This is a genomic window from Actinomyces denticolens (assembly GCF_002072185.1).
GTDB classification, from domain to species: Bacteria; Actinomycetota; Actinomycetes; order Actinomycetales; family Actinomycetaceae; genus Actinomyces; species Actinomyces denticolens.
This window is the reverse complement of record NZ_MVIW01000007.1, coordinates 21,077-39,526: the sequence shown is the minus strand read 5'-3', so window position 1 is coordinate 39,526 and position 18,450 is coordinate 21,077. Positions and strand designations below refer to the sequence as shown.

Below are 18,450 nucleotides of genomic sequence, written 5' to 3'. Positions count from 1 at the left end.
GTGGCGGCTCGGCGCGATCGGCTGCCGGGCCGCGGGGAGCAGGAGGATGTCATGAGGGACGACGGCGCTGATCTGGTTCTCACCCGCGGGCTCGCCCGGGTGCTGGGCGAGCCGCACGCGGGTGCCGATGGGCGCCACCGCGACGAGCCCTCGCCCTTCTCCGACGGCGACCTCGTGGGCGTGCTGAGCGCCGTGTGCGTCGTCGCGCGCCTGCGCCCCGACTGCGGCGCCCCCGGCGTCTCCGCGATCCACAAGGCCGCCGTCAACGGCCCCGTGGCGGTCAACGCCCTCGGGCTCCTGGGGGACCAGCAGGCGGATCGCGAGCACCACGGCGGCCTCGACAAGGCCCTCTACGTCATGGACGCCGCCGAGGCCCGGCATTGGGCCGGTGTCCTCGCCCCCGAGAGGGGCCTGGCCGCCGGGAACCTGGGGGAGAACATGGATGTTGAGCCGAGTTCCGCGGGCGGTATCGACGACGTCGAGCTCGGAGCGATCCTGTCCATCGGCCCTGCGGCGGGCAAGGGGGAGCCGACTCAGGAGCGGCGCGGCATCCTCGTGAGGGTCACCGGCGTGCGCAACCCCTGCCCCACCTTCGCTCGCGGCGTGGGGCGTGGCGACTGGGTGGAGGTCTTCTCCGAGCGCGCCCGCGTGGGCGTCTACCTCTCCGTGCTGCGCGATGGGAGCGTGGCCGCGGGCGACGAGGTCCGGCTCGTCTCCAGCCCCGGGCACCGCGTCACCTGCCACCGCTGGTTCGCCCACCACGATCCGCGCGATGCTCGGGCGATGCTCGCCTCCGAGGCCTTCGGGAACCTCCGCCTGGCCGGCTTCACGCGCAAGTACGTGACCGCCGCCGCCGACGAGCGGATCGGCTGAGGGGGCGACGGGCCGATGCAGCAGCACCCACCGCGCTCCCACGCGATCCACTCGCGAGTGCGCTCCTACTCCCGCGCCGGCGGGCGCCTCAGCGGGGCGCAGGCCGAGGCCCTGGCCGAGCTCGCCCCTCGCTACGTGGTGGACGTGCCCAGGCGCGACGCCGTGCGCACCGTGGCCCCCGGCTTCCGCCTCGACCCCGAGGCGCTGTTCGGCCACCAGGGCTCGGGCCGCCCCCTCGTCGTCGAGATCGGCTCGGGCTCGGGGGAGGCCATCCTCGCCCACGCCGCCGCTCACCCGGGCGTCGACCACCTGGCCGTCGAGGTCTGGGAGACCGCGATCGCCCGGCTCGTCGCCTCGATCCACCGCCAGGGCCTGCACAACGTGCGCGTCGTGCCCGCCGACGGCGCCGAGCTGCTGGCCACCGCCCTGCCCGTGGGCTGCGCGAGCGAGGTGTGGGTGTTCTTCCCCGATCCGTGGCGCAAGGCCAGGCACCGCAAGCGCCGCCTGGTGAACACCGCCTTCGCCGACTCGGTCGCCCGGGTGCTGCGCCCCGGCGGCGTGTGGCGCCTGGCCACGGACTGGGCGGACTACGCCTGGCAGATGCGCGACGTCCTGGAGGGCGCCTCCGCCCTGCCCGAGGGCATCGAGGCCGATTCGACCGGCCCCTACTTCCGCTACGACGACGCCGGCGCGCGCCCCGACCTGGGCGCGGCGACCGCCGTCGCCGGGGACGCGGGCAACGGGGTGGACCCCGGCTCGCCGTCGGGCGCTCGCGGCGGATGGTCGGAGCGCTTCGCCGGGCGCGCCATGACCCGATTCGAGCAGCGAGGCATCGACGAGGGCCGCACGATCCGCGACCTGACGGCGGTGCGCACCGAGGAGCAGTGGATCCCGGCCGCCCGCCCCACCGCGCTGGAGCGCCTGGACGACGGCGCCCCCGAGCTCTTCGCGCCCGAGGGGCTGACGGATTGATGGCCCGATGAGCGGGGTCCGACTGCCCAGGCGGGCGTGGCTCGCCATCATCGTGCTCGGCTTCCTGGGGCTCTGCGCCGTTCTGCGGGTGCCGGTGGGCGTCATCCCGCCGCTCCTGGAGCGCCTCGGTGATGATCTGGGCCTGTCCGGGGCGGCGCGCGGGGCGCTCACCAGCGTGCCGGTGCTCTGCTTCGGCCTGCTCACCCCGGTGGCCTCGCTCGTGGTGAGGCGGATGGGGGTCAATGCCTCGGGCCTGGTGATGATGGGCGCAGTGGTCGCCGGGGCCGTGCTCCGCTCCGCCGGGGGCGCGGCGGCGGCCTTCGCGGGTACCGTGCTCATCGGCGCGGGGCTGACCATCGGCAACCTCGTGGCGCCGATGGTCATCGGCCGGGACTTCTGGCACCGGGCCTCGCTCATGACGGGCCTGTACTCGGCCACCTGCAATGTCCTCGTCACGGCCGCGACGGCCCTGGCCGTCCCCCTCGCCGCGGTGATCGGCTGGCGCGGCTCCGCCCTGGCGTGGACCGTGATCCCCGTGGTCCTGGCAGCGGCCGCCTGGTGGTGGGTCTACCCGCCGGGCTCGACTGCGCCGCGTGAGGGCCTGCGGCAACGCTCGGGCATGAGCGCCTGGGTGGGGGAGCGCTCCCTGACCGGCGGGGGTCACGAGGATGCCGGGAGCGATCGTGGGGCCGCCGGCGCCTCGGGGCGGACGCCGATGGGCGGGCCCGTGTGGCGCCGTCCGCTGGCCTGGGTGATGGCGCTGGCCTTCACCGGGCACGTCCTCTCCTTCTACGCGATCTCCGGCTGGCTGCCGACGGCGCTCGCGCAGACCGCCGGGATGAGCGAGTCCGCCGCGGGCCTGGCATCCTCGGTGTTCGCGATGACCGGGATCGCGGGCCCGATGCTCGTGCCCCTCATGCTCGAGGCCCTGGGCTGGTCCGGCGCGCGCATGCTGGGAGTGCTGAGCGCCTGCTGGCTGGCGCTGCCGGTGGCGATGATCGTGGCGCCGACCGCCTGGCTGGTGCCGTGCCTCTTGTCCGGCATCGCGCAGGGAGCGTTCTTCGCCGCCCTGTTCTCCCTGGTCATCCAGCGCGCTGAGTCACTGGATGACAACCGGCGCACCACGGCGCTGATCCAGACGGTGGGATACTGCGCCGCTGCGGTGGGACCGATCGTCGTGGGCTGGATGCGCGAGGCGACCGGGGGCTGGGTGGCGCCCTTCGCCGTCGTGGTGGCGGCGCTCGTGCTCATGACGGTCTGCGGGCAGATCGCAGCGCGATGGCCCGCGGGCGGCGCCTCCCGGGTCACTCGCCCCGCCGACCTCATGGGGGAGGCGGGGGCGTGAGCCCGGCCCAGCCCGTGGGGCCGCCCCTTGTCGGCGGCCTGCCGCCCGAGGTGGCCGCGCCGGTGCCGGGAGCCCGGCGCGGGGCAGAGGGGCCCGGGAGCGCCGATGGCGCTGCGCGCCCGTTCTCCGTCTACCTGCACGTGCCCTACTGCCGGGTGCGCTGCGGCTACTGCGACTTCAACACCTACACGAACCTCGACATGGGGCGGGGCGCCTCCGCGAGCGACTACGTGAGCACCCTGGCCGCCGAACTGCGCGCCGCCCGCGCCGCGATGGATGACGCGGGCCTTCCCGCGCGCCGGGCCGCCACGGTCTTCGTGGGCGGTGGCACCCCGACGATGCTCCCGCCCTCAGACCTGGCCACGATGATCGGACTCGTGAGGGAGGCCTTCGGGCTCGCCGAGGGCGCCGAGGTGACCACCGAGGCGAACCCGGACTCGGTGGACGAGGCGGGCCTGGCGGCGCTGGCCGAGGCCGGCTTCACCCGGGTGTCCTTCGGGATGCAGTCGGCGGTGCCCCATGTGCTGAGGGTCCTGGACCGCACGCACGAGCCCTCCCGCGTGCCACTGGTGGTCGACTGGGCGCGACGCGCGGGGCTGAGCACGAGCCTCGACCTCATCTACGGCGCGCCGGGGGAGTCCCTGGATGACTGGGAGCGCTCCATCGAGGCCGTCTTGGAGATCGGCCCGGATCACCTGAGCGCTTACGGCCTCGTCATCGAGGAGGGCACGCGCATGTGGGCCCAAGTGCAGCGCGGCGAGCTGCCCATGCCCAGTGACGACGATGAGGCCGCCAAGTACGAGCTGGCCGACAGCCTCCTGGCGGGCGCCGGCTACGAGTGGTACGAGATCTCCAACTGGGCGCTGCCCGGCCACGAGTGCCGGCACAACCGCGCCTACTGGCAGGACTGGGACTGGTGGGGCGCCGGCCCCGGGGCGCACAGCCATCTGGGCGACGTGCGCCTGTGGAACGCCAAGCATCCCCTGGCCTGGGCGGCGCGGGCGCTCGACGGAGGGCTCCCGGTGGCCGGGCACGAGGTGATCGACGCCGACTCCCGGCTCCTGGAGCGGATCATGCTGGGCATCCGCCTGCGCGAGGGCATCGCCCTGACGGAACTGGGGGAGCCGGCTGAGGGGGGCGGCGATGAGCCGGGCTCCGGCGCCGGGCGCACCCCTCGGGGACTCGTGCCCGTGGTGGGCCGGCTCGTCGCCGATGGCCTGCTCGACGGCGCGGCCGCCCTGCGCGGGCGAGCCATCCTCACCCTGCGCGGCCGCCTCATGGCCGACACCGTCACCCGAGCCCTCACCGCCTGAGACTGACACCGGCGGGGGCGCGCTGTCGAGCGGCTGGAATATGGCGAGATTTGAGGATTGCTTCGCAGATCCGAGGCTGTTGAACAGTCAAGAGCCCCGCGATTCCACGGATCCGTGCGATGCTAGGGCGACGCGGGTGGAAAGCAATCCTCAAACTTCGCCATTTCGCGCGCCGGCGCCCGCGCCGGTTGGCCCGGCCGGGATCGGGTAATCTCGTGGAGGTGACGAATCGCGTCGCTCCGTCATGAAGCCATCCACGCCGTCGAGGACCCCGTGACCCCCGCACATCCCCGCCCTGATTCCCGCCCAGCGCTCATCCTGGCCAACCTCGGCACGCCCGAGGCCCCCACCGCCAAGCACGTGCGCCCCTTCCTGCGCGAGTTCCTCACCGACCGGCGCGTCGTCGAGACCCATCCCCTCCTCTGGCGGCCCGTCCTCGAGGGCATCGTCCTGACGATCCGTCCGGCGCGCTCGGCCCGCAAGTACGCCACCGTCTGGCGCCCCGGCCAGGAGACCAGCCACTCCGGCTCGCCCCTCATGCACCACACCGAGCGCCAGGGCGAGCTCCTCGCGAGCGCCCTCGGCGACGCCGTCCAGGTCCGCATCGCCATGCGCTACGGCGAGCCGGCCCTCAGGCGCGTCATGGGCGAGCTCATGGAGGCGGGCTGCCGGCGCATCGCCGTCCTGCCCGCCTACCCCCAGTACTCCGCCTCCAGCCAGGGCAGCGTCATCGACGAGGCGGCCCGCTTCATCCTCGCCGGCCGAGATCAGCCCGAGCTGCGCACCATCCGCTCCTTCCCGGACTCCCCGGCCTACATCGAGGCCCTGGCCACCGCCATCGAGAACCACTGGGAGCGCCATGGCCCACCCGACCCGGCCGCCGGCGGGCGCCTCCTGCTGTCCTTCCACTCCATCCCCCGGGCCATGCACGACGCCGGGGACCCCTACCGCTCCGAGTGCGAGCGCACCGCCGACCTCCTCGCCGCGCGGCTCGCCGCCCCCGAGGGCCTCATCCGCATCACCTTCCAGTCCGTGTTCGGGCCCGCGAAGTGGATCGGGCCGGCCACCATCGACACCGCCGCAGAGCTGGGCGCGGCCGGCTGCCCGCGCGTCGACGTCATCTGCCCCGGCTTCATGGCCGACTGCCTGGAGACCCTCGAGGAGATCGACCAGCTCAACCGGAGGACCTTCACGGCCGCCGGGGGAGGGGACTTCCACTACATCCCCTGGGGCAATGACGCGCCCGGCTGCGTGGCCGCGCTGGTCGAGCAGGCCCGCGGCGCGCTGTCCGGATGGGTGGATTGAGACGGGGCGGTTTAACGCTGTCGGCTATGGTGGGTGGCGGACAAGCCGAGAATCAGAGGAGACGTTGTGCACCTGCCCTGGTGGTCCACCCTTCCGTTCGTGGCGATGCTCGCGAGCATCGCCACCCTCCCCCTCATCCCCGCCACCGCGCACTGGTGGGAGAGGAACCGCAATCAGCTCATCCTGGCCTCGGCCCTCGGCCTGCCGGTGGCCGCCTGGATGTGGCACGCCCTGGGCTGGCAGAGGGTCTTCGCCGCCGTCGTCGAGTACGGGCAGTTCATCGCCCTGCTGCTCTCGCTCTTCGTCGTCGCCGGTGGCATCTACCTCAAGGGCGATATCGAGGCCACGCCCCGCAACAACACGATCTTCCTGGCCATCGGCGGCGTCCTGGCCTCCTTCGTGGGCACCACCGGAGCCGCCATGCTGCTCATCCGCCCCCTGCTGGCCACCAACCGCGAGCGGCGCTACCGCGTCCACACGGTCCTGTACACGATCTTCATCGTCGCCAACTGCGGAGGCCTGCTCACGCCGCTGGGCGACCCGCCGCTCTTCCTCGGCTTCCTGCGGGGCGTCCCCTTCACCTGGACCTTCCACCTCTTCCGCGAGTGGCTGTTCGTCAACGGGATGCTGCTGGTGTCCTACTTCGCCCTGGACACCTACTTCCACTCCCAGGAGCCCAGCTCCAACATCAAGCGCGACAAGTCCGAGGTCGAGCCCCTGGGGCTGCGCGGCACCGTGAACTTCATCTGGTTCGCCGTCATCATCGCCGCCGTGGCACTGGCGCCCTCCATCGACGTCCACGCCATCGAGGAGGGCCACGCGACCCTCGGCGACTGGCTGCCGATCCGCGAGGTCATCATGATCGGCGCCGCGGCCGCCGCCTACTTCCTGGGGGACAAGCGCGTGCGCTACGAGGACAACCAGTTCACCTGGGGGCCCATCGCGGAGGTCGCCGCCCTGTTCGTCGGCATCTTCCTCACCATGATCCCTGCCCTGGAGTACCTGGACGAGATCGCCCCGAGCCTGCCGATGAACGAGATCACCTTCTTCGTCTTCACCGGCGGCCTGTCCTCCGTGCTCGACAACGCCCCCACCTACGTCACCTTCTTCGAGGTCGGCAAGGTCGTGGAGTCCCCGGGCGGCGCGCTCGTCGCGGGCGTCCCCGAGCTCTACCTCGTGCCCATCGCGCTCGGCTCGGTGTTCTGCGGCGCCATCACCTACATCGGCAACGGCCCGAACTTCATGGTCAAGTCCGTGGCCGAGTCGGATGACGTCGCCATGCCCTCCTTCGGCGGCTACGTCGTGCAGACCGCCACGCGCCTCGTGCCGATCCTGGCCGCCATGGTTATGCTCTTCATCGCCCAGCCCCTGTGGGTCAAGCTCCTGGGCGGCCTGCTCACGGCGGCCCTGCTCGCCTGGGACGCCGCCCTCATCCTGCGCGGCCGCCGCCTGGCCATCCAGGACGCCTGAGAGGGATCCGAGCGGGCAGGGGCGAGCAGGCGGAGGCGCGGAGGCCGGTCCTCTAAGGACCGGCCGCCGCGCCTCCCGCTCTCCTCCGCGCTCAGCCCTCGCCCACGTGCGCGGAGCGCTCCTGCAGGAGGCGGCGCTCATCGCGGCCCACGATCATCATGAGGACGACGGCGACCACGGCCACCCCCACGAGGCACATGTAGGTGACATTCCAGCCCGCGTAGTCGATGAGGCGGCCAACGCCGCTGGAGGCGAGCGTCGCGCCCAGCAGGTAGCCGAACAGGCCGGTGAAGCCCGCCGCCGTGCCGGCCACATTGCGCGGGGACAGATCGATCGCCTGAAGCCCGATGAGCATCACCGGCCCGTAGATGAGCCCGCCGATGATCGCGATGAACAGGTAGAACAGGCCCATGGGGGCCGTCGGCGGCAGCTGCCAGTAGATGACGAGGGCCACCCCCACGCCGCCGAGGAACAGGATGCCCGCGCCCGAGCGCCAGCCGCGGAACGCGCGGTCGGACACCCACCCGCACAGGAGCGTGCCGGCGATGCCCGCGCCCTCGTAGATCGCGAATCCGAGGATTCCGTCCTTCACGTTCGCGCCATGGATGTAGTCGGTCAGGTAGACCGGGATCCAGTTGAGCACCCCGTAGCGCAGCGTGTAGACGAACACGTTGGTCACCGCCAGGAGCAGGATGACGCGGCTCCTCAGCACGTGGTTGAACAGCAGCGAGCGCCAGTCCTCCTTGCCCTCGTCGGCCTCGACCTTGGCGGGATCGTCGGCGTACTCCTCGATCGGAGGCAGGCCCATGGCCTCGGGGCGGTCGCGGATGAGCAGGAACGCGACGACGGCGACCGCGAGCGCGACGAGCGCGGGCGCCCAGAACGCGGGGGTCCAGTCGGCGTCGTCGGAGGCGAAGGAATCCAGCGCCCAGGCGGAGATGAGGCCGACCCCGGCACCTCCCACGTTGTGCGCGCAGTTCCAGATCGAGGTCTTCCAGCCGCGCTCGCGCGTGGAGAACCAGTGGACGAGGACGCGCCCGGATGGGGGCCATCCCATGCCCTGGAACCAGCCATTGATGAACATGAGGACCGCGAACAGTCCCACCGAGGCCGTCAGGGCCGGAACGAAGGCGATCAACAGGTTCATGATGGCGGACAGCGCCAGTCCCAGGGGCATGAAGTAGCGGGCGTTGGCGCGGTCGGAGAGCATTGCCATGAAGAACTTCGACAGCCCGTAGGCGAAGAGCACCGCATTGGCCACCAGTCCGATATCCGAGGCGCTCATGATGCCGTGATCCTTGAGGATCGAGGCCACGAGCGACACGTTGTTGCGGATCAGGTAGAACCCCGCGTAGCCGATGAAGATCCCCATGAAGGCGCTGGCCCTCCACCTCCTGTAGGTGGGCGCGATCTCATGATCGGGCAGGCGGGGCAGCGCGGGGGGCGCGGAGAGGAATCCCAGGGGGCGCTGGTCGGCAGAGGACATCGTTGTGCTCCTTCATCGGTGCCGTCAGGATGGACGACCCATCAATTCTGCCTCTCCAATAGGTCACCTGGCGATCGTGACGCGCCACAATGGGGCGCGGCCCGCCCCGGCGAGCCGGCCGGCGGACCCCTCAGGCGGTGCCGGGGGCGGTGACGAAGTCGATGAGCTCCTCCATGCGGCCCAGCAGGCTCGGCTCCAGATCCTTGTAGGAGCGCACCGTCGCCAGGATCCGCTGCCAGCCCCGCGCCACATCCGCCTGAGTGGCGTGCGGCCAGCCGAGCGCCGCGAGCGTCCCGTGCTTGATGTCCGTTCCACGCGGGATCTCGGGCCAGGCGCGCAGGCCCACCCTCTCGGGGCGCACCGCCTGCCACACATCCACATACGGGTGGCCCAGCACCAGCACGTTGTCCCCGCCAGGCATGGAGCGGACGCGCTCGGCGATCCGCGACTCCTTGGAACCGGCCACGAGGTGGTCCACGAGGACGCCGGCCCGCCTGGCCGGCCCCGGGGCGAACTGCGCCATGACCTCCTCGAGGTTGTCCACGCCGTCGAGCATGAGGACGACGACGCCCTCATGGCGCAGGTCATCGCCCCAGACCTTCTCCACGAGCTCGGCGTCGTGCCTGCCCTCCACCCAGATCCTCGAGGCGCGGGCCGTGCGGGCGCGCTCGCCCTCCACCGCGTAGGAGCCCGACGCCGTCAGGCGCCTCCCGCCGGCGCTCACCGGGGCGCTCGGGGCACGGCGCGCCGGCGCTGGGGGGTCGAGGATGACGGGGCGCCCCTCCAGCCAGAAGCCCGGGCCCAGCGTGAAGCCGCGCCGCGTGCCGTGGCGGTCCTCCAGGACGACGATCCGGCGCCCCCCGGACTTCTCCACGGCAACCGCCGCCCCCACGAAGCCGGTCTCACGGTCCTCCAGCACCATGCCGCGCTCGACGGCCACATGGACCGATTCCGGGCGGATGGCGCGCGGGCCCACTCGATGCGGGTCCGCGGCGAGCACGTCGCCCCCGTAGCGGTCGGACATCGACGGCGCGGGGGCCGACCTGGGCGCGGCGGTCCTCGCGGCCCCCGCCGCGTGCTGCTGCGCGCGGGCGGCGCCCTGCTCGCGCAGGGCCTTGCGGCGGGCCGCCGTCGCACCGGGGACGGCCTGGGGGCGGTGGGGATGAACTGGAGTCACGCCGGGCACGGTAGCGAGGCTCACGCTGGGCGAACGGGAGACCCGCCGGGCCGGGCGTAGGATGGCACTCGTCGACCGAGAGTGCTAACGCATGAGAGCCGGGAGGAGGGCAGCGCCATGGCTGATGACCGCCGTCTCAAAGTCCTGTCCGCCATCGTCACGGACTATGTGCGCACTCGTGAGCCCGTCGGCTCGCGCGCCCTCGTCGAGCGCTACCGCCTCGGCGTCTCCCCGGCCACCATCCGCAACGACATGGCCGCCCTGGAGGACGAGGGCTACATCCACCAGCCCCACACGAGCGCGGGCCGCGTCCCCACCGAGAAGGGCTACCGCCTCTTCGTCGACGAGGTCGCCCGCGTCAAGCCCCTGTCCACCCCCGAGCGCGCGGCCATCTCCGCGCTGCTGACCGGTGCGGTGGACCTGGAGCAGGTGGTGGTCCGCACCGTGCGGGTCCTGGCCCAGCTCACCGGGCAGCTGGCGGTCGTCGAGTACCCGAGCCTGCGCTTGACCGCGCTGCGCCACCTCGAACTCGTGGCCCTGGCGCCCACGCGCCTGCTCATGGTCATCATCACGGACACCGGGCGCGTCGAGCAGCGCACCATCACCCTCATGGGCGACCGCTCCGACCCGGGGGACGACGGCGCGCGCGGCGTCATCGACCCCGTCGCCCTGGAGCATCTCAAGATCCGCCTCAACGCCTCCCTCGTGGGGCGGCGGGCCGACGACGTCGCCCCCGTGCTGGCGGGCCTGGCGGAGCAGGCCCCCTTCGACGAGCGCGCGCTGCTGGCCGCTGTCACCGGCGAGCTCGTCGCCGCCCTGCGCCCCGACGCCGAGGAGCGCATCGCCGTGGCCGGCACCGCGAATCTGGCCCGCGCCACCCCCGATTTCACCACCGTGGGACCGCTCCTGGACGCCATCGAGGAGCAGGTCGTCCTCCTGCGCCTGCTCTCAGGGGACTCGGCCGACGCCTCCGGGATGCGCGTGAGCATCGGCTCGGAGAACCACGAGGACGCCCTGGCCGAGGCCAGCGTCGTCACCGCCGGGTACGGCCCGGGCGTCGGCGACGCCGTCGCCCACCTGGGGGTCATCGGCCCCACCCGCATGGACTACCCGGCCACCATGGCCGCTGTGCGCGCCGTCGCCCGCTACCTGTCCCGGTTCCTCGCCGGACCGCAGGACTGAGCGGCCGCCGCGCCATCCGCACCGCACCACCGACCACCACCGACTGACGACCGAAGGGACCCGACTGTGAGCGACTACTACGAGGTGCTCGGCGTGACCCGCGGGGCCGGCGCCGACGAGATCAAGAGGGCCTACCGCAAGAAGGCCCGCGCACTGCACCCCGACGTCGCCGGCCCCGGGCACGAGGACGAGTTCAAGCTCGTCTCCACCGCCTATGAGACCCTGTCCGACCCCGAGAAGCGAGAGCTCTACGACCTCGGCGGGGAGGACGCCGTGCGCGGGGGCGGCGCCGGCTTCGGCGGAGGGGACTTCGGGGGCTTCGCCGACATCTTCAGCTCCTTCTTCGGGGCGGCCGCCGGATCCCGCGGGCCCGCATCCCGCGCGCGCCGCGGCCAGGACGCGCTCCTGAGCGTCGACGTCGAGCTGGAGGACGTCGCCTTCGGCGCCACCCGCACCGTCCCCTTCGACACCTCCATCACCTGCCCCGCCTGTGAGGGCTCCTGCTGCGCGCCCGGCACCTCTCCGGTGACCTGCTCGTCCTGCAACGGCTCGGGCTCGGTGCAGCACATGGCGCGCTCCTTCCTCGGCAACGTCATGACCACATCCCCGTGCACCACCTGCCACGGCTACGGCACCGTCATCGTCACCCCCTGCCCCGAGTGCTCCGGCGAGGGCCGCAAGCGCACCCGCCAGGACATCGAGATCCGCATCCCCGCGGGCGTGTCCACCGGCACGCGCATGCGCATGTCCGGGCGCGGCGAGGCCGGGCCCGCGGGCGGCCCCGCCGGCGATCTCTACGTGGAGTTCCACGAGGTCGAGCACGAGAACCTGCGCCGTGAGGGCGACGACCTTTGGACCGAGCTGCGCATCCCCATGACCGCGGCCGCGCTCGGCGCCGAGTTCGACATCTCCACCCTCGACGGCGACCAGCACGTCGTCGTCAAGCCGGGCACGCAGCCCGGTGAGGTCCTCGCCCTCAAGGGCCTGGGCGTGGGGCGCCTGCGCCGCTCCGGGCGCGGGGACCTCAATGTGGAGATCGTCGTCGAGACGCCCACCCGCCTGGATGACCGGCAGCGCGACCTGCTGCGCCAGCTCGCCGAGCTGCGCGGGGAGGAGGGCGAGCTGTCCCACCGCGACGAGTCCGTCATGGGGCGCCTGAAGGAGAAGTTCTCCGGGCGCTGAGCCGCCGCGGGGAGGGAGGGCCCGCCGGGGCGGGCCCCGGGGTCGGGTCAGGCCTGGCGCGCCCCCGACCAGTACTGGGCATCGGGGCCGGGACGCGCCCCGAAGATCGCCTGACCCACCCGCACGCAGGTGGATCCCTCCTCGATGGCGATCTCGAAGTCGCCGCTCATGCCCATGGACAGCAGGCCGTCGCCCACGGTGCCCGCCTGGAGCCCGGCGTCGCGCAACTCGCGCATGGTGGAGAAGCAGGCGCGGACGCGGGCCGCATCGTCGGTGTGAGCGGCCAGCGTCATGAGCCCGCGCACCCGCAGGGAGGAATAGGCGGGCAGCGCCGCCAGGAAGGCGGGCACGTCCGCGGGCTCCAGGCCGAACTTGCTGGTCTCGCCCGAGGAGTTGACCTGCACGTACACGTCCAGGGGGCGGCCCAGGGCCTGGAGACGGCGGTCGAGGGCCTCCGCCACGCGCAGGGAGTCCAGGGCCTGGAACTCGTGGGCGAAGGCCGCCGCGTCCCTGGCCTTATTGGTCTGGAGATGGCCGATGAGCGCCCAGTGGATGGGCAGGTCCGCCAGGTTCTCGCTCTTGCGCTTGGCCTCCTGGACCTTGTTCTCGCCCATCTGGGTGATGCCCGCGGCGACGGCGGAGCGCAGCCGCTCCTCCGGGACGGTCTTCGAGACCGGCAGCAGACGGATCTCAGAGACCTGCCGGCCCGCGCGTTCGGCGGCGGCCTTCAGGCGGGAGCGGACCGCCGCGAGATTGCGGGCGAAGTCCTCGGGCGTGAGCGCTGTCGTGAACTGCTGGTCGGGAGCGGGCGCGCCTGGGGCGGAGGGGATGTCCTGCGGGTCGGGGGTCATGGTCGGGACGCTAGCACCGCTGCCCGTCGATGGGTCGGGAGCGGGGCCGTAGGCTGGGATCGTGACCGCGCCTGTTTTCCTCTACCGCCCCGAGACCCTTGAACCCGATGGCGCAGCCGCGGTGGCCGGGCCGGGGGACGCCCTCGTCCTCACCGGCCCGGAGGCCCGTCATGCCGTCGCGGTGCGGCGGCTGCGCACCGGTGAGCGCGTGGATCTCGTGGATGGGATGGGCCTGCGCCTGGTCTGCGAGGTGACAGCCGCCGGTGAGGGAGGCGCGAAGGACTGCCTGGCTGTGAGGGTGATCGAGCGCGCGGCGGAGGCGGCGCCGCCCGTGCGGCTGGCCCTCGTCCAGGCCCTGGCCAAGGGCGGCCGCGACGAGCAGGCCGTGGAGACCGCCACCGAGGTCGGGGCGGATCTCATCATCCCCTGGCAGGCGGAGCGCTCGATCTCCGTGTGGGCGGGGCCGAAGGCCGCCAAGGGGCGGGCGCGCTGGGAGGCCACGGCCCGTGAGGCCGCCAAGCAGGCGCGCCGGGCCCGCGTGCCGGAGGTGGCCGAGCCCAGGAGAACCGCGGGTCTCGCCGCGTGGGTGAGAGGCGTCGTCGACGACGGGGGAGCAGTGCTCGTCCTGCATGAGGAGGCGACGGCGCCCATCAGCGGCGCGGCGCCGCCCGGAGACGGCGTGGTGGGCGTGATCGTCGGTCCCGAGGGCGGCATCAGTGCCGAGGAGGTCGTCGCCCTGGAGGACGCGGGCGCGATGACGGTGCGCCTGGGCCCGCATGTCATGCGCACGGCCTCCGCCGGCCCCGTGGCCCTGGCCGTCCTCGCCCAACGGGCCGGTCTCTGGGGGTGAGCCGCGGGGATGCTCGGCGTCGACCAACGCCCATGGGGCATACTGCGGCCATGCTGTCGATGCCGGTATCACCTGTGAGGGGGCGGCGATGAGCCCGCGCGGGCGCAGGCCCGCCGGGAGCCCGGACGCGCGCGAGGCGATCCTCGTCGCCGCCCGCGCGGCGTTCGCCAGGGACGGCTACCGCACCTCCCTGCGCGGCGTCGCCCGGGATGCCGGCGTCGATCCCGCCCTCGTCCACCACTACTTCAGGGATCGCGCCGAGCTCTTCGCCGAGGCAGTCGTCGCGTCGGCGGCCGGGACCGGCGCCGTCGATATCTCCGAGCGGGCCCAGGCCGTCTCGCGCCTCGCCCCCGAGGAGCTGGGGGAGGGGATCGTCCGCTCCTTCGTCGGCCTGTGGGACGGGCTCGGCGGTGATCGCTTCTCCGCCGTCATCCGAGCCGCTATGAGCGATGACGAGAGCCTGGCGCCCTTCCGCGACTTCATCGTGACCGGCATCCTGGGCAGCATCATGGACAAGCTCGCCCCTGACCGGCCCGAGCTGCGCGGCCAGCTCATCGTCAGCCAGCTCATCGGATTCGGCATGGCGCGCTGGGTGGCCCGTCTCGATGAGATCGCCTCACTCGACATCGAGGAGGCAGTGGCGTTCATCGCCCCCACCATCCAGCGCTACGCGACGGGGGACCTGCCCTCGTCGGCCGCCTGACGGGAAGCGGCGGGCTCCAGTGATGACTCTTGACGATGCGGGCCCGCGCCCGTATATTCATCACATGATGAAAAATGAGAATGCCTCATCAGAGGGCCCCACTCCAGAGCCGTCGGCGCCCGCGCCCGCCGTGCGCGCCACCGGCCTCGTGGTCACTCGCGGCGGCAACGAGATCCTCCATGGCCTCGACCTGGCTCTGGCCCCGGGCTCCATCACCGGCCTGCTCGGGCCGTCGGGCTGCGGGAAGACGACGCTCATGCGCTCGATCGTCGGAGTGCAGCGCTACTCGGGGGATCTGGAGGTCCTCGGGGCCGTGCCGGGCAGCGCATCGCTGCGCGGCCGCATCGGCTACCTCACCCAGGAGGCCTCGATCTACCCGGACCTGAGCGCTCGGCAGAACGTCGCCTACTTCGCCCGCCTGGCCGGGCCGCGCGCCAGGGGCGTCGACGAGGTCCTGGCGGAGGTCGGCATCTCCGGCATCGCAGGGAGGCTGGTGGGCACCTTCTCCGGCGGTCAGCGCAACCGGGTCTCGCTGGCCTGCGCGCTCGTCGCCGCCCCGGAGCTGCTGGTGCTCGACGAGCCGACGGTCGGCCTGGATCCGGTCACCCGGGAGGATCTGTGGGCGGCCTTCCGCCGCATCGCCGAGGGCGGCACCACGATCCTCGTCTCCAGTCATGTCATGGATGAGGCCTTCCGCTGCGACGGCGTCCTGCTCATGCGGGAGGGCCGCATCCTGGCCGAGGCCACCGCGCCGGAGCTCCTGGCCGGCACCGGGGCGGAGACGCTCGACGACGCCTTCCTCACCATCATCCGTCAGGCCGAGTCGGCCGAGAGCACCGGGCGGGCCGGCGGTGTCGGGCGGGCCGGCAGTGTCGGCACCGCGAGCAAGGAGATGAACCGATGAAAATGCGAACCTATGCCGCCACGGTCAGGCGAGTCCTGTCCCAACTGCTCAATGACAGGCGCACGATCGCCCTCATCCTGGCGGTCCCGGCGCTGCTGGTGACGCTCCTGTACTTCATCTACAGGGACTACCCGGGCGGGGACGCGCTGTTCGACCGGGTGGCCGTGCAGATGATCGCGATCCTGCCGATGTCCGTCATGTTCCTGGTCACGAGCATCACCATGCTCAAGGAGCGCGTGAGCGGGACCCTGGAGCGCCTGTGGACCACGCCGATGCGGCGCGCCGACCTCCTCATGGGCTACGCGACGGCCTTCACGGTGATCGCGGTGGGGCAGGCCCTCGTGCTCTCCGCCGTGTGCGCCTGGGCGCTGGGCGTGACGATCGCCGGGAACTGGATCTGGATCATCCTGACCGCGCTGCTGGACGCCTTCGTCGGCGTGGCGATGGGGCTGCTGGTATCGGCGCTGTCGCGCACGGAGTTCCAGGCGGTGCAGTTCATGCCCCTGCTCATCGGTGTGCAGGTCTTCCTGTGCGGGATGCTCGTCCCCCGCGGCCAGCTGCCGTCGGCCCTGGAACCGGTCAGCCAGGCGATGCCGATGAGCTGGGCGGTCAACGCCGTCGGCGAGGTCCAGGCGGGGGCGGCGGTGACGCAGGGCCTCGTCATGGACGCCGTGGTGCTGGCGGTGATCGGACTCGTGCTGCTCACCGCCGCCCCGCTGACGATGCCCCGCAGGACCCGCTGAGGACCGGGAGGCGCTGCCGCCGAGCGATCACGGAAGGCACTGCCGGCACGCGCGCGCCTCGTCGAGTTCGTACTTTCGGTGACGAGTTCGTCCCTCCGCCCGCCGAACTCGTCACCGAAAGTACGAACTCGTGGGGCTGCTGGGAGACCGGGCGGGCTAGCCTGGGCTCATGTGGATCGTGTTCGCCTGCGGCTCGGCCCTGTTCGCCGGGCTGACGGCGGTGCTCGCCAAGGCGGGCATCCGGCAGATCGACTCCACCCTGGCCACCGCCCTGCGCACGCCCGTGGTGCTGGTGGCGGCCTGCGCCATGGTGCTCCTCCGGGGCTCGCAGGCTCAGATCGCGAGCATCGATGCCGCCACCCTCGGCTGGCTCGTCGCCTCCGGGCTGGCCACAGGGGCCTCATGGCTGTGCTACTTCAAGGCCCTCCAGCTCGGGGAGGCTTCGAGGGTCGCCCCGATAGACAAGCTGAGCACCGTGCTCACGGTGCTGCTCGCGGTGGTCCTCCTGGGCGAGCCGTTGACGGCGCTCGGGGGAGCGGGCGTGGTCCTCATGGTCGTGGGCACGCTGCTCATGCTGGAGCGCTCCGACGCCGCGAGACCCGATCCCGGGCGACCGGGTTCCCGGGGGTGGCTGGTCTACGCGCTGGGGTCGGCGGTGTTCGCCGCGCTGACGGCGATCCTTGGCAAGCTCGGGATCGTCGGCGTGGAGTCGAACCTGGGGACGGCGATCCGTACGGCCGTGGTCCTGGTCATGGCATGGGCGATGGTCGCCGTGGGAGGACGACGCCGTCCCCTGCGCTCCCTGCCCCGGCGCGAGCTGGCGCTGGTGCTGGCCTCGGGGCTCACGACCGGGGCGTCGTGGCTCTGCTTCTACCGGGCGCTGCAGGATGGCCCGGCGAGCGTCATCGTGCCGATCGACAAGCTGAGCATCCTCGTCACGGTCGTCTTCTCCGTCCTCATCCTGCGCGAGCGCCTGAGCCGTCGCTACCTGGCCGGCCTCGCCCTGCTGACGGCCGGTACGCTCGCGATGGCGCTGTAGTACCGCGGCGATCCCAGGTTGCTGATCCGCAGTGGACGTACCTCTCGTGACCGGGGCCCAATAGCAGGGAGTCACCCGGAGGCCGCCGGATGGCCCCCAGTGGCGGGATGCCGATTCAGCGGTGCATCAGGAGGCTGAGCAGAGCCGCAAGGGCCCCGATCGACGGGCGGAACAGTTTCCCGGCGCAGTCCACCGAATCCGGGCATGTTGCATCCCTGTCATTCTCATCCGCGTCGGCGCCTCTCGGCGGCCGTGCTTCCAAGAGTTCGACGAGATGTCCTCCCACCTGGCTCATAGGGTGTGTTTTGTTGGTCTGGGTCGTCCTGGCCGGGGTTGATGGACTCGTTGGTGGGGTGCGGTCGGGTCAGGTTGTGGAAGGTGATGGCGTTTGGCGGTCGCAGTGCCCCCGCTTCCCCACTCATCGAGGGCAGCGCCGGGCCCTCCGGAGCAGCGCTGGAACGTCCAGAGCACCGCCGGGCCGTCCAGGGCAGCGCTCCCCGCGATGCTCCGGACGGCCCACCGACGCCCCAGACGGCCAGACGGTGCCCTCAACTGCCGGGCGATGCCCAGGATGAATCCCGTGCGGCGGCGGTCGCGGAGGTTGAAGAGGCTGGGAGATCGGCTGAAAACGTGAAGAGCAGTAGATGAGATATTACGGGTATGGTGGAAGCTGCGGCTAACGCCGCTCTGAATATAATCGTCAACAATAGCGAGATGGAACTCGTGCGGGCTTTGCCGCTCGGATGCTAAGGCAGTGCCGACCCGGTGCGCTTCCACTGGAATGCCATAGTTGCTAGCTCCTGATGCTCCCTGACCTGCCGCGACGCGGGGTTTCGCGGCGCTGCGCAACGCGATGAGGGTACCACCGGGGCGGGTTGGTCAGAGGTACTGACCAGGCTCATCATCCCCACCGCCGACTTCGTGCCTCTGAAGCCGGCTTCGGTACGTAAGGGGTGGAATCGGCGGAAAAGGGACGAACTCGTGGTGGTGGCCACCGGGGCCGGACAGCGCTCCGGTCCGCGCCGTCCGCTCGCCCTTGCCCGCCCCGGTAGGAT

16 protein-coding genes are annotated in these 18,450 nt (G+C 72.1%); 13 read left to right on the top strand and 3 right to left on the bottom strand.

Annotated elements, in window-relative coordinates; translation table 11 throughout:
• Positions 1 to 51 precede the first annotated feature (51 nt).
• The 6 genes from B1H55_RS03220 (at position 52) to B1H55_RS03195 (ending at position 7,278) form a co-directional block, all read left to right on the top strand.
• Positions 52 to 873, top strand: a complete 822-nt coding sequence (locus tag B1H55_RS03220) for an MOSC domain-containing protein (protein ID WP_073451647.1) — start codon at positions 52 to 54, stop codon at positions 871 to 873.
• 15 nt (positions 874 to 888) lie between these two features.
• Entirely contained in the window at positions 889 to 1,845 is a 957-nt protein-coding gene (gene trmB / locus B1H55_RS03215; RefSeq protein WP_073451649.1) for a tRNA (guanosine(46)-N7)-methyltransferase TrmB, read from the top strand.
• Positions 1,846 to 1,852: 7 nt separating this feature from the next.
• Complete coding sequence (locus B1H55_RS03210) at positions 1,853 to 3,190, top strand: MFS transporter (protein WP_077240296.1); 1,338 nt, start codon at positions 1,853 to 1,855, stop codon at positions 3,188 to 3,190.
• Positions 3,187 to 4,503 (top strand): radical SAM family heme chaperone HemW, encoded by a 1,317-nt coding sequence (gene hemW / locus B1H55_RS03205; RefSeq protein WP_172575548.1) that lies wholly within the window; start codon positions 3,187 to 3,189, stop codon positions 4,501 to 4,503. The genes B1H55_RS03210 and hemW overlap by 4 nt, the downstream gene beginning before the upstream one ends.
• Positions 4,504 to 4,776: 273 nt before the next feature.
• Positions 4,777 to 5,808 carry a ferrochelatase gene (hemH, locus tag B1H55_RS03200; protein WP_231952928.1) on the top strand — a complete coding sequence of 344 codons (1,032 nt, stop codon included), beginning with the start codon at positions 4,777 to 4,779 and terminating at the stop codon, positions 5,806 to 5,808.
• Between the two features lie 66 nt (positions 5,809 to 5,874).
• Positions 5,875 to 7,278, top strand: coding sequence for a sodium:proton antiporter (locus B1H55_RS03195; protein ID WP_073451655.1), 1,404 nt, complete (start codon positions 5,875 to 5,877; stop codon positions 7,276 to 7,278).
• Positions 7,279 to 7,369: 91 nt separating this feature from the next.
• On the opposite strand, the gene B1H55_RS03190 is transcribed toward B1H55_RS03195, so the two are convergent.
• Together B1H55_RS03190 and B1H55_RS03185 are read right to left on the bottom strand one after the other, a co-directional pair.
• Positions 7,370 to 8,764 (bottom strand): MFS transporter, encoded by a 1,395-nt coding sequence (locus tag B1H55_RS03190; RefSeq protein ID WP_073451657.1) that lies wholly within the window; start codon positions 8,762 to 8,764, stop codon positions 7,370 to 7,372.
• Between the two features lie 130 nt (positions 8,765 to 8,894).
• A complete protein-coding gene (locus B1H55_RS03185; protein WP_080461567.1) occupies positions 8,895 to 9,950 on the bottom strand; it encodes a DUF3097 domain-containing protein in 1,056 nt (351 codons plus the stop codon).
• A gap of 108 nt (positions 9,951 to 10,058) precedes the next feature.
• Between B1H55_RS03185 and hrcA the strand changes: the two genes are divergently transcribed.
• On the top strand, positions 10,059 to 11,123 hold the full coding sequence (gene hrcA, locus B1H55_RS03180) for a heat-inducible transcriptional repressor HrcA (RefSeq protein ID WP_077240293.1): 1,065 nt from the start codon (positions 10,059 to 10,061) through the stop codon (positions 11,121 to 11,123).
• Positions 11,124 to 11,189: 66 nt separating this feature from the next.
• The gene (gene dnaJ, locus B1H55_RS03175; RefSeq protein ID WP_073451663.1) at positions 11,190 to 12,305 is read left to right on the top strand and encodes a molecular chaperone DnaJ; all 1,116 of its coding nucleotides are present in this window, start codon (positions 11,190 to 11,192) and stop codon (positions 12,303 to 12,305) included.
• 47 nt (positions 12,306 to 12,352) lie between these two features.
• Here dnaJ and B1H55_RS03170 read toward each other — a convergent pair whose 3' ends face one another.
• Positions 12,353 to 13,156 (bottom strand): YggS family pyridoxal phosphate-dependent enzyme, encoded by an 804-nt coding sequence (locus tag B1H55_RS03170; RefSeq protein ID WP_077240292.1) that lies wholly within the window; start codon positions 13,154 to 13,156, stop codon positions 12,353 to 12,355.
• A gap of 61 nt (positions 13,157 to 13,217) precedes the next feature.
• On the opposite strand from B1H55_RS03170, the gene B1H55_RS03165 reads away from it, so the two are divergent.
• The 5 genes from B1H55_RS03165 (at position 13,218) to B1H55_RS03145 (ending at position 17,395) form a co-directional block, all read left to right on the top strand.
• Positions 13,218 to 14,006, top strand: a complete 789-nt coding sequence (locus B1H55_RS03165; RefSeq protein ID WP_077240291.1) for a 16S rRNA (uracil(1498)-N(3))-methyltransferase — start codon at positions 13,218 to 13,220, stop codon at positions 14,004 to 14,006.
• 88 nt (positions 14,007 to 14,094) lie between these two features.
• The gene (locus tag B1H55_RS03160) at positions 14,095 to 14,709 is read left to right on the top strand and encodes a TetR/AcrR family transcriptional regulator (protein WP_073451669.1); all 615 of its coding nucleotides are present in this window, start codon (positions 14,095 to 14,097) and stop codon (positions 14,707 to 14,709) included.
• A gap of 67 nt (positions 14,710 to 14,776) precedes the next feature.
• Complete coding sequence (locus tag B1H55_RS03155) at positions 14,777 to 15,613, top strand: ABC transporter ATP-binding protein (protein WP_370427851.1); 837 nt, start codon at positions 14,777 to 14,779, stop codon at positions 15,611 to 15,613.
• Positions 15,610 to 16,356 (top strand): ABC transporter permease, encoded by a 747-nt coding sequence (locus B1H55_RS03150; protein WP_077240289.1) that lies wholly within the window; start codon positions 15,610 to 15,612, stop codon positions 16,354 to 16,356. The genes B1H55_RS03155 and B1H55_RS03150 overlap by 4 nt, the downstream gene beginning before the upstream one ends.
• Positions 16,357 to 16,525: 169 nt before the next feature.
• A complete protein-coding gene (locus B1H55_RS03145) occupies positions 16,526 to 17,395 on the top strand; it encodes an EamA family transporter (protein ID WP_077240288.1) in 870 nt (289 codons plus the stop codon).
• Positions 17,396 to 18,450 lie beyond the last annotated feature (1,055 nt).

Excerpts from the sequence above, each read along its gene's own strand:
- B1H55_RS03220 (WP_073451647.1), top strand. The coding sequence starts at position 52 with ATGAGGGACGACGGCGCTGATCTGGTTCTCACCCGCGGGCTCGCCCGG.
- trmB (WP_073451649.1), top strand. The coding sequence starts at position 889 with ATGCAGCAGCACCCACCGCGCTCCCACGCGATCCACTCGCGAGTGCGC.
- B1H55_RS03210 (WP_077240296.1), top strand. The coding sequence starts at position 1,853 with ATGAGCGGGGTCCGACTGCCCAGGCGGGCGTGGCTCGCCATCATCGTG.
- B1H55_RS03190 (WP_073451657.1), bottom strand. The coding sequence starts at position 8,764 with ATGTCCTCTGCCGACCAGCGCCCCCTGGGATTCCTCTCCGCGCCCCCC.
- hrcA (WP_077240293.1), top strand. The coding sequence starts at position 10,059 with ATGGCTGATGACCGCCGTCTCAAAGTCCTGTCCGCCATCGTCACGGAC.
- B1H55_RS03170 (WP_077240292.1), bottom strand. The coding sequence starts at position 13,156 with ATGACCCCCGACCCGCAGGACATCCCCTCCGCCCCAGGCGCGCCCGCT.
- B1H55_RS03160 (WP_073451669.1), top strand. The coding sequence starts at position 14,095 with ATGAGCCCGCGCGGGCGCAGGCCCGCCGGGAGCCCGGACGCGCGCGAG.
- B1H55_RS03155 (WP_370427851.1), top strand. The coding sequence starts at position 14,777 with ATGAAAAATGAGAATGCCTCATCAGAGGGCCCCACTCCAGAGCCGTCG.
- B1H55_RS03150 (WP_077240289.1), top strand. The coding sequence starts at position 15,610 with ATGAAAATGCGAACCTATGCCGCCACGGTCAGGCGAGTCCTGTCCCAA.
- B1H55_RS03145 (WP_077240288.1), top strand. The coding sequence starts at position 16,526 with ATGTGGATCGTGTTCGCCTGCGGCTCGGCCCTGTTCGCCGGGCTGACG.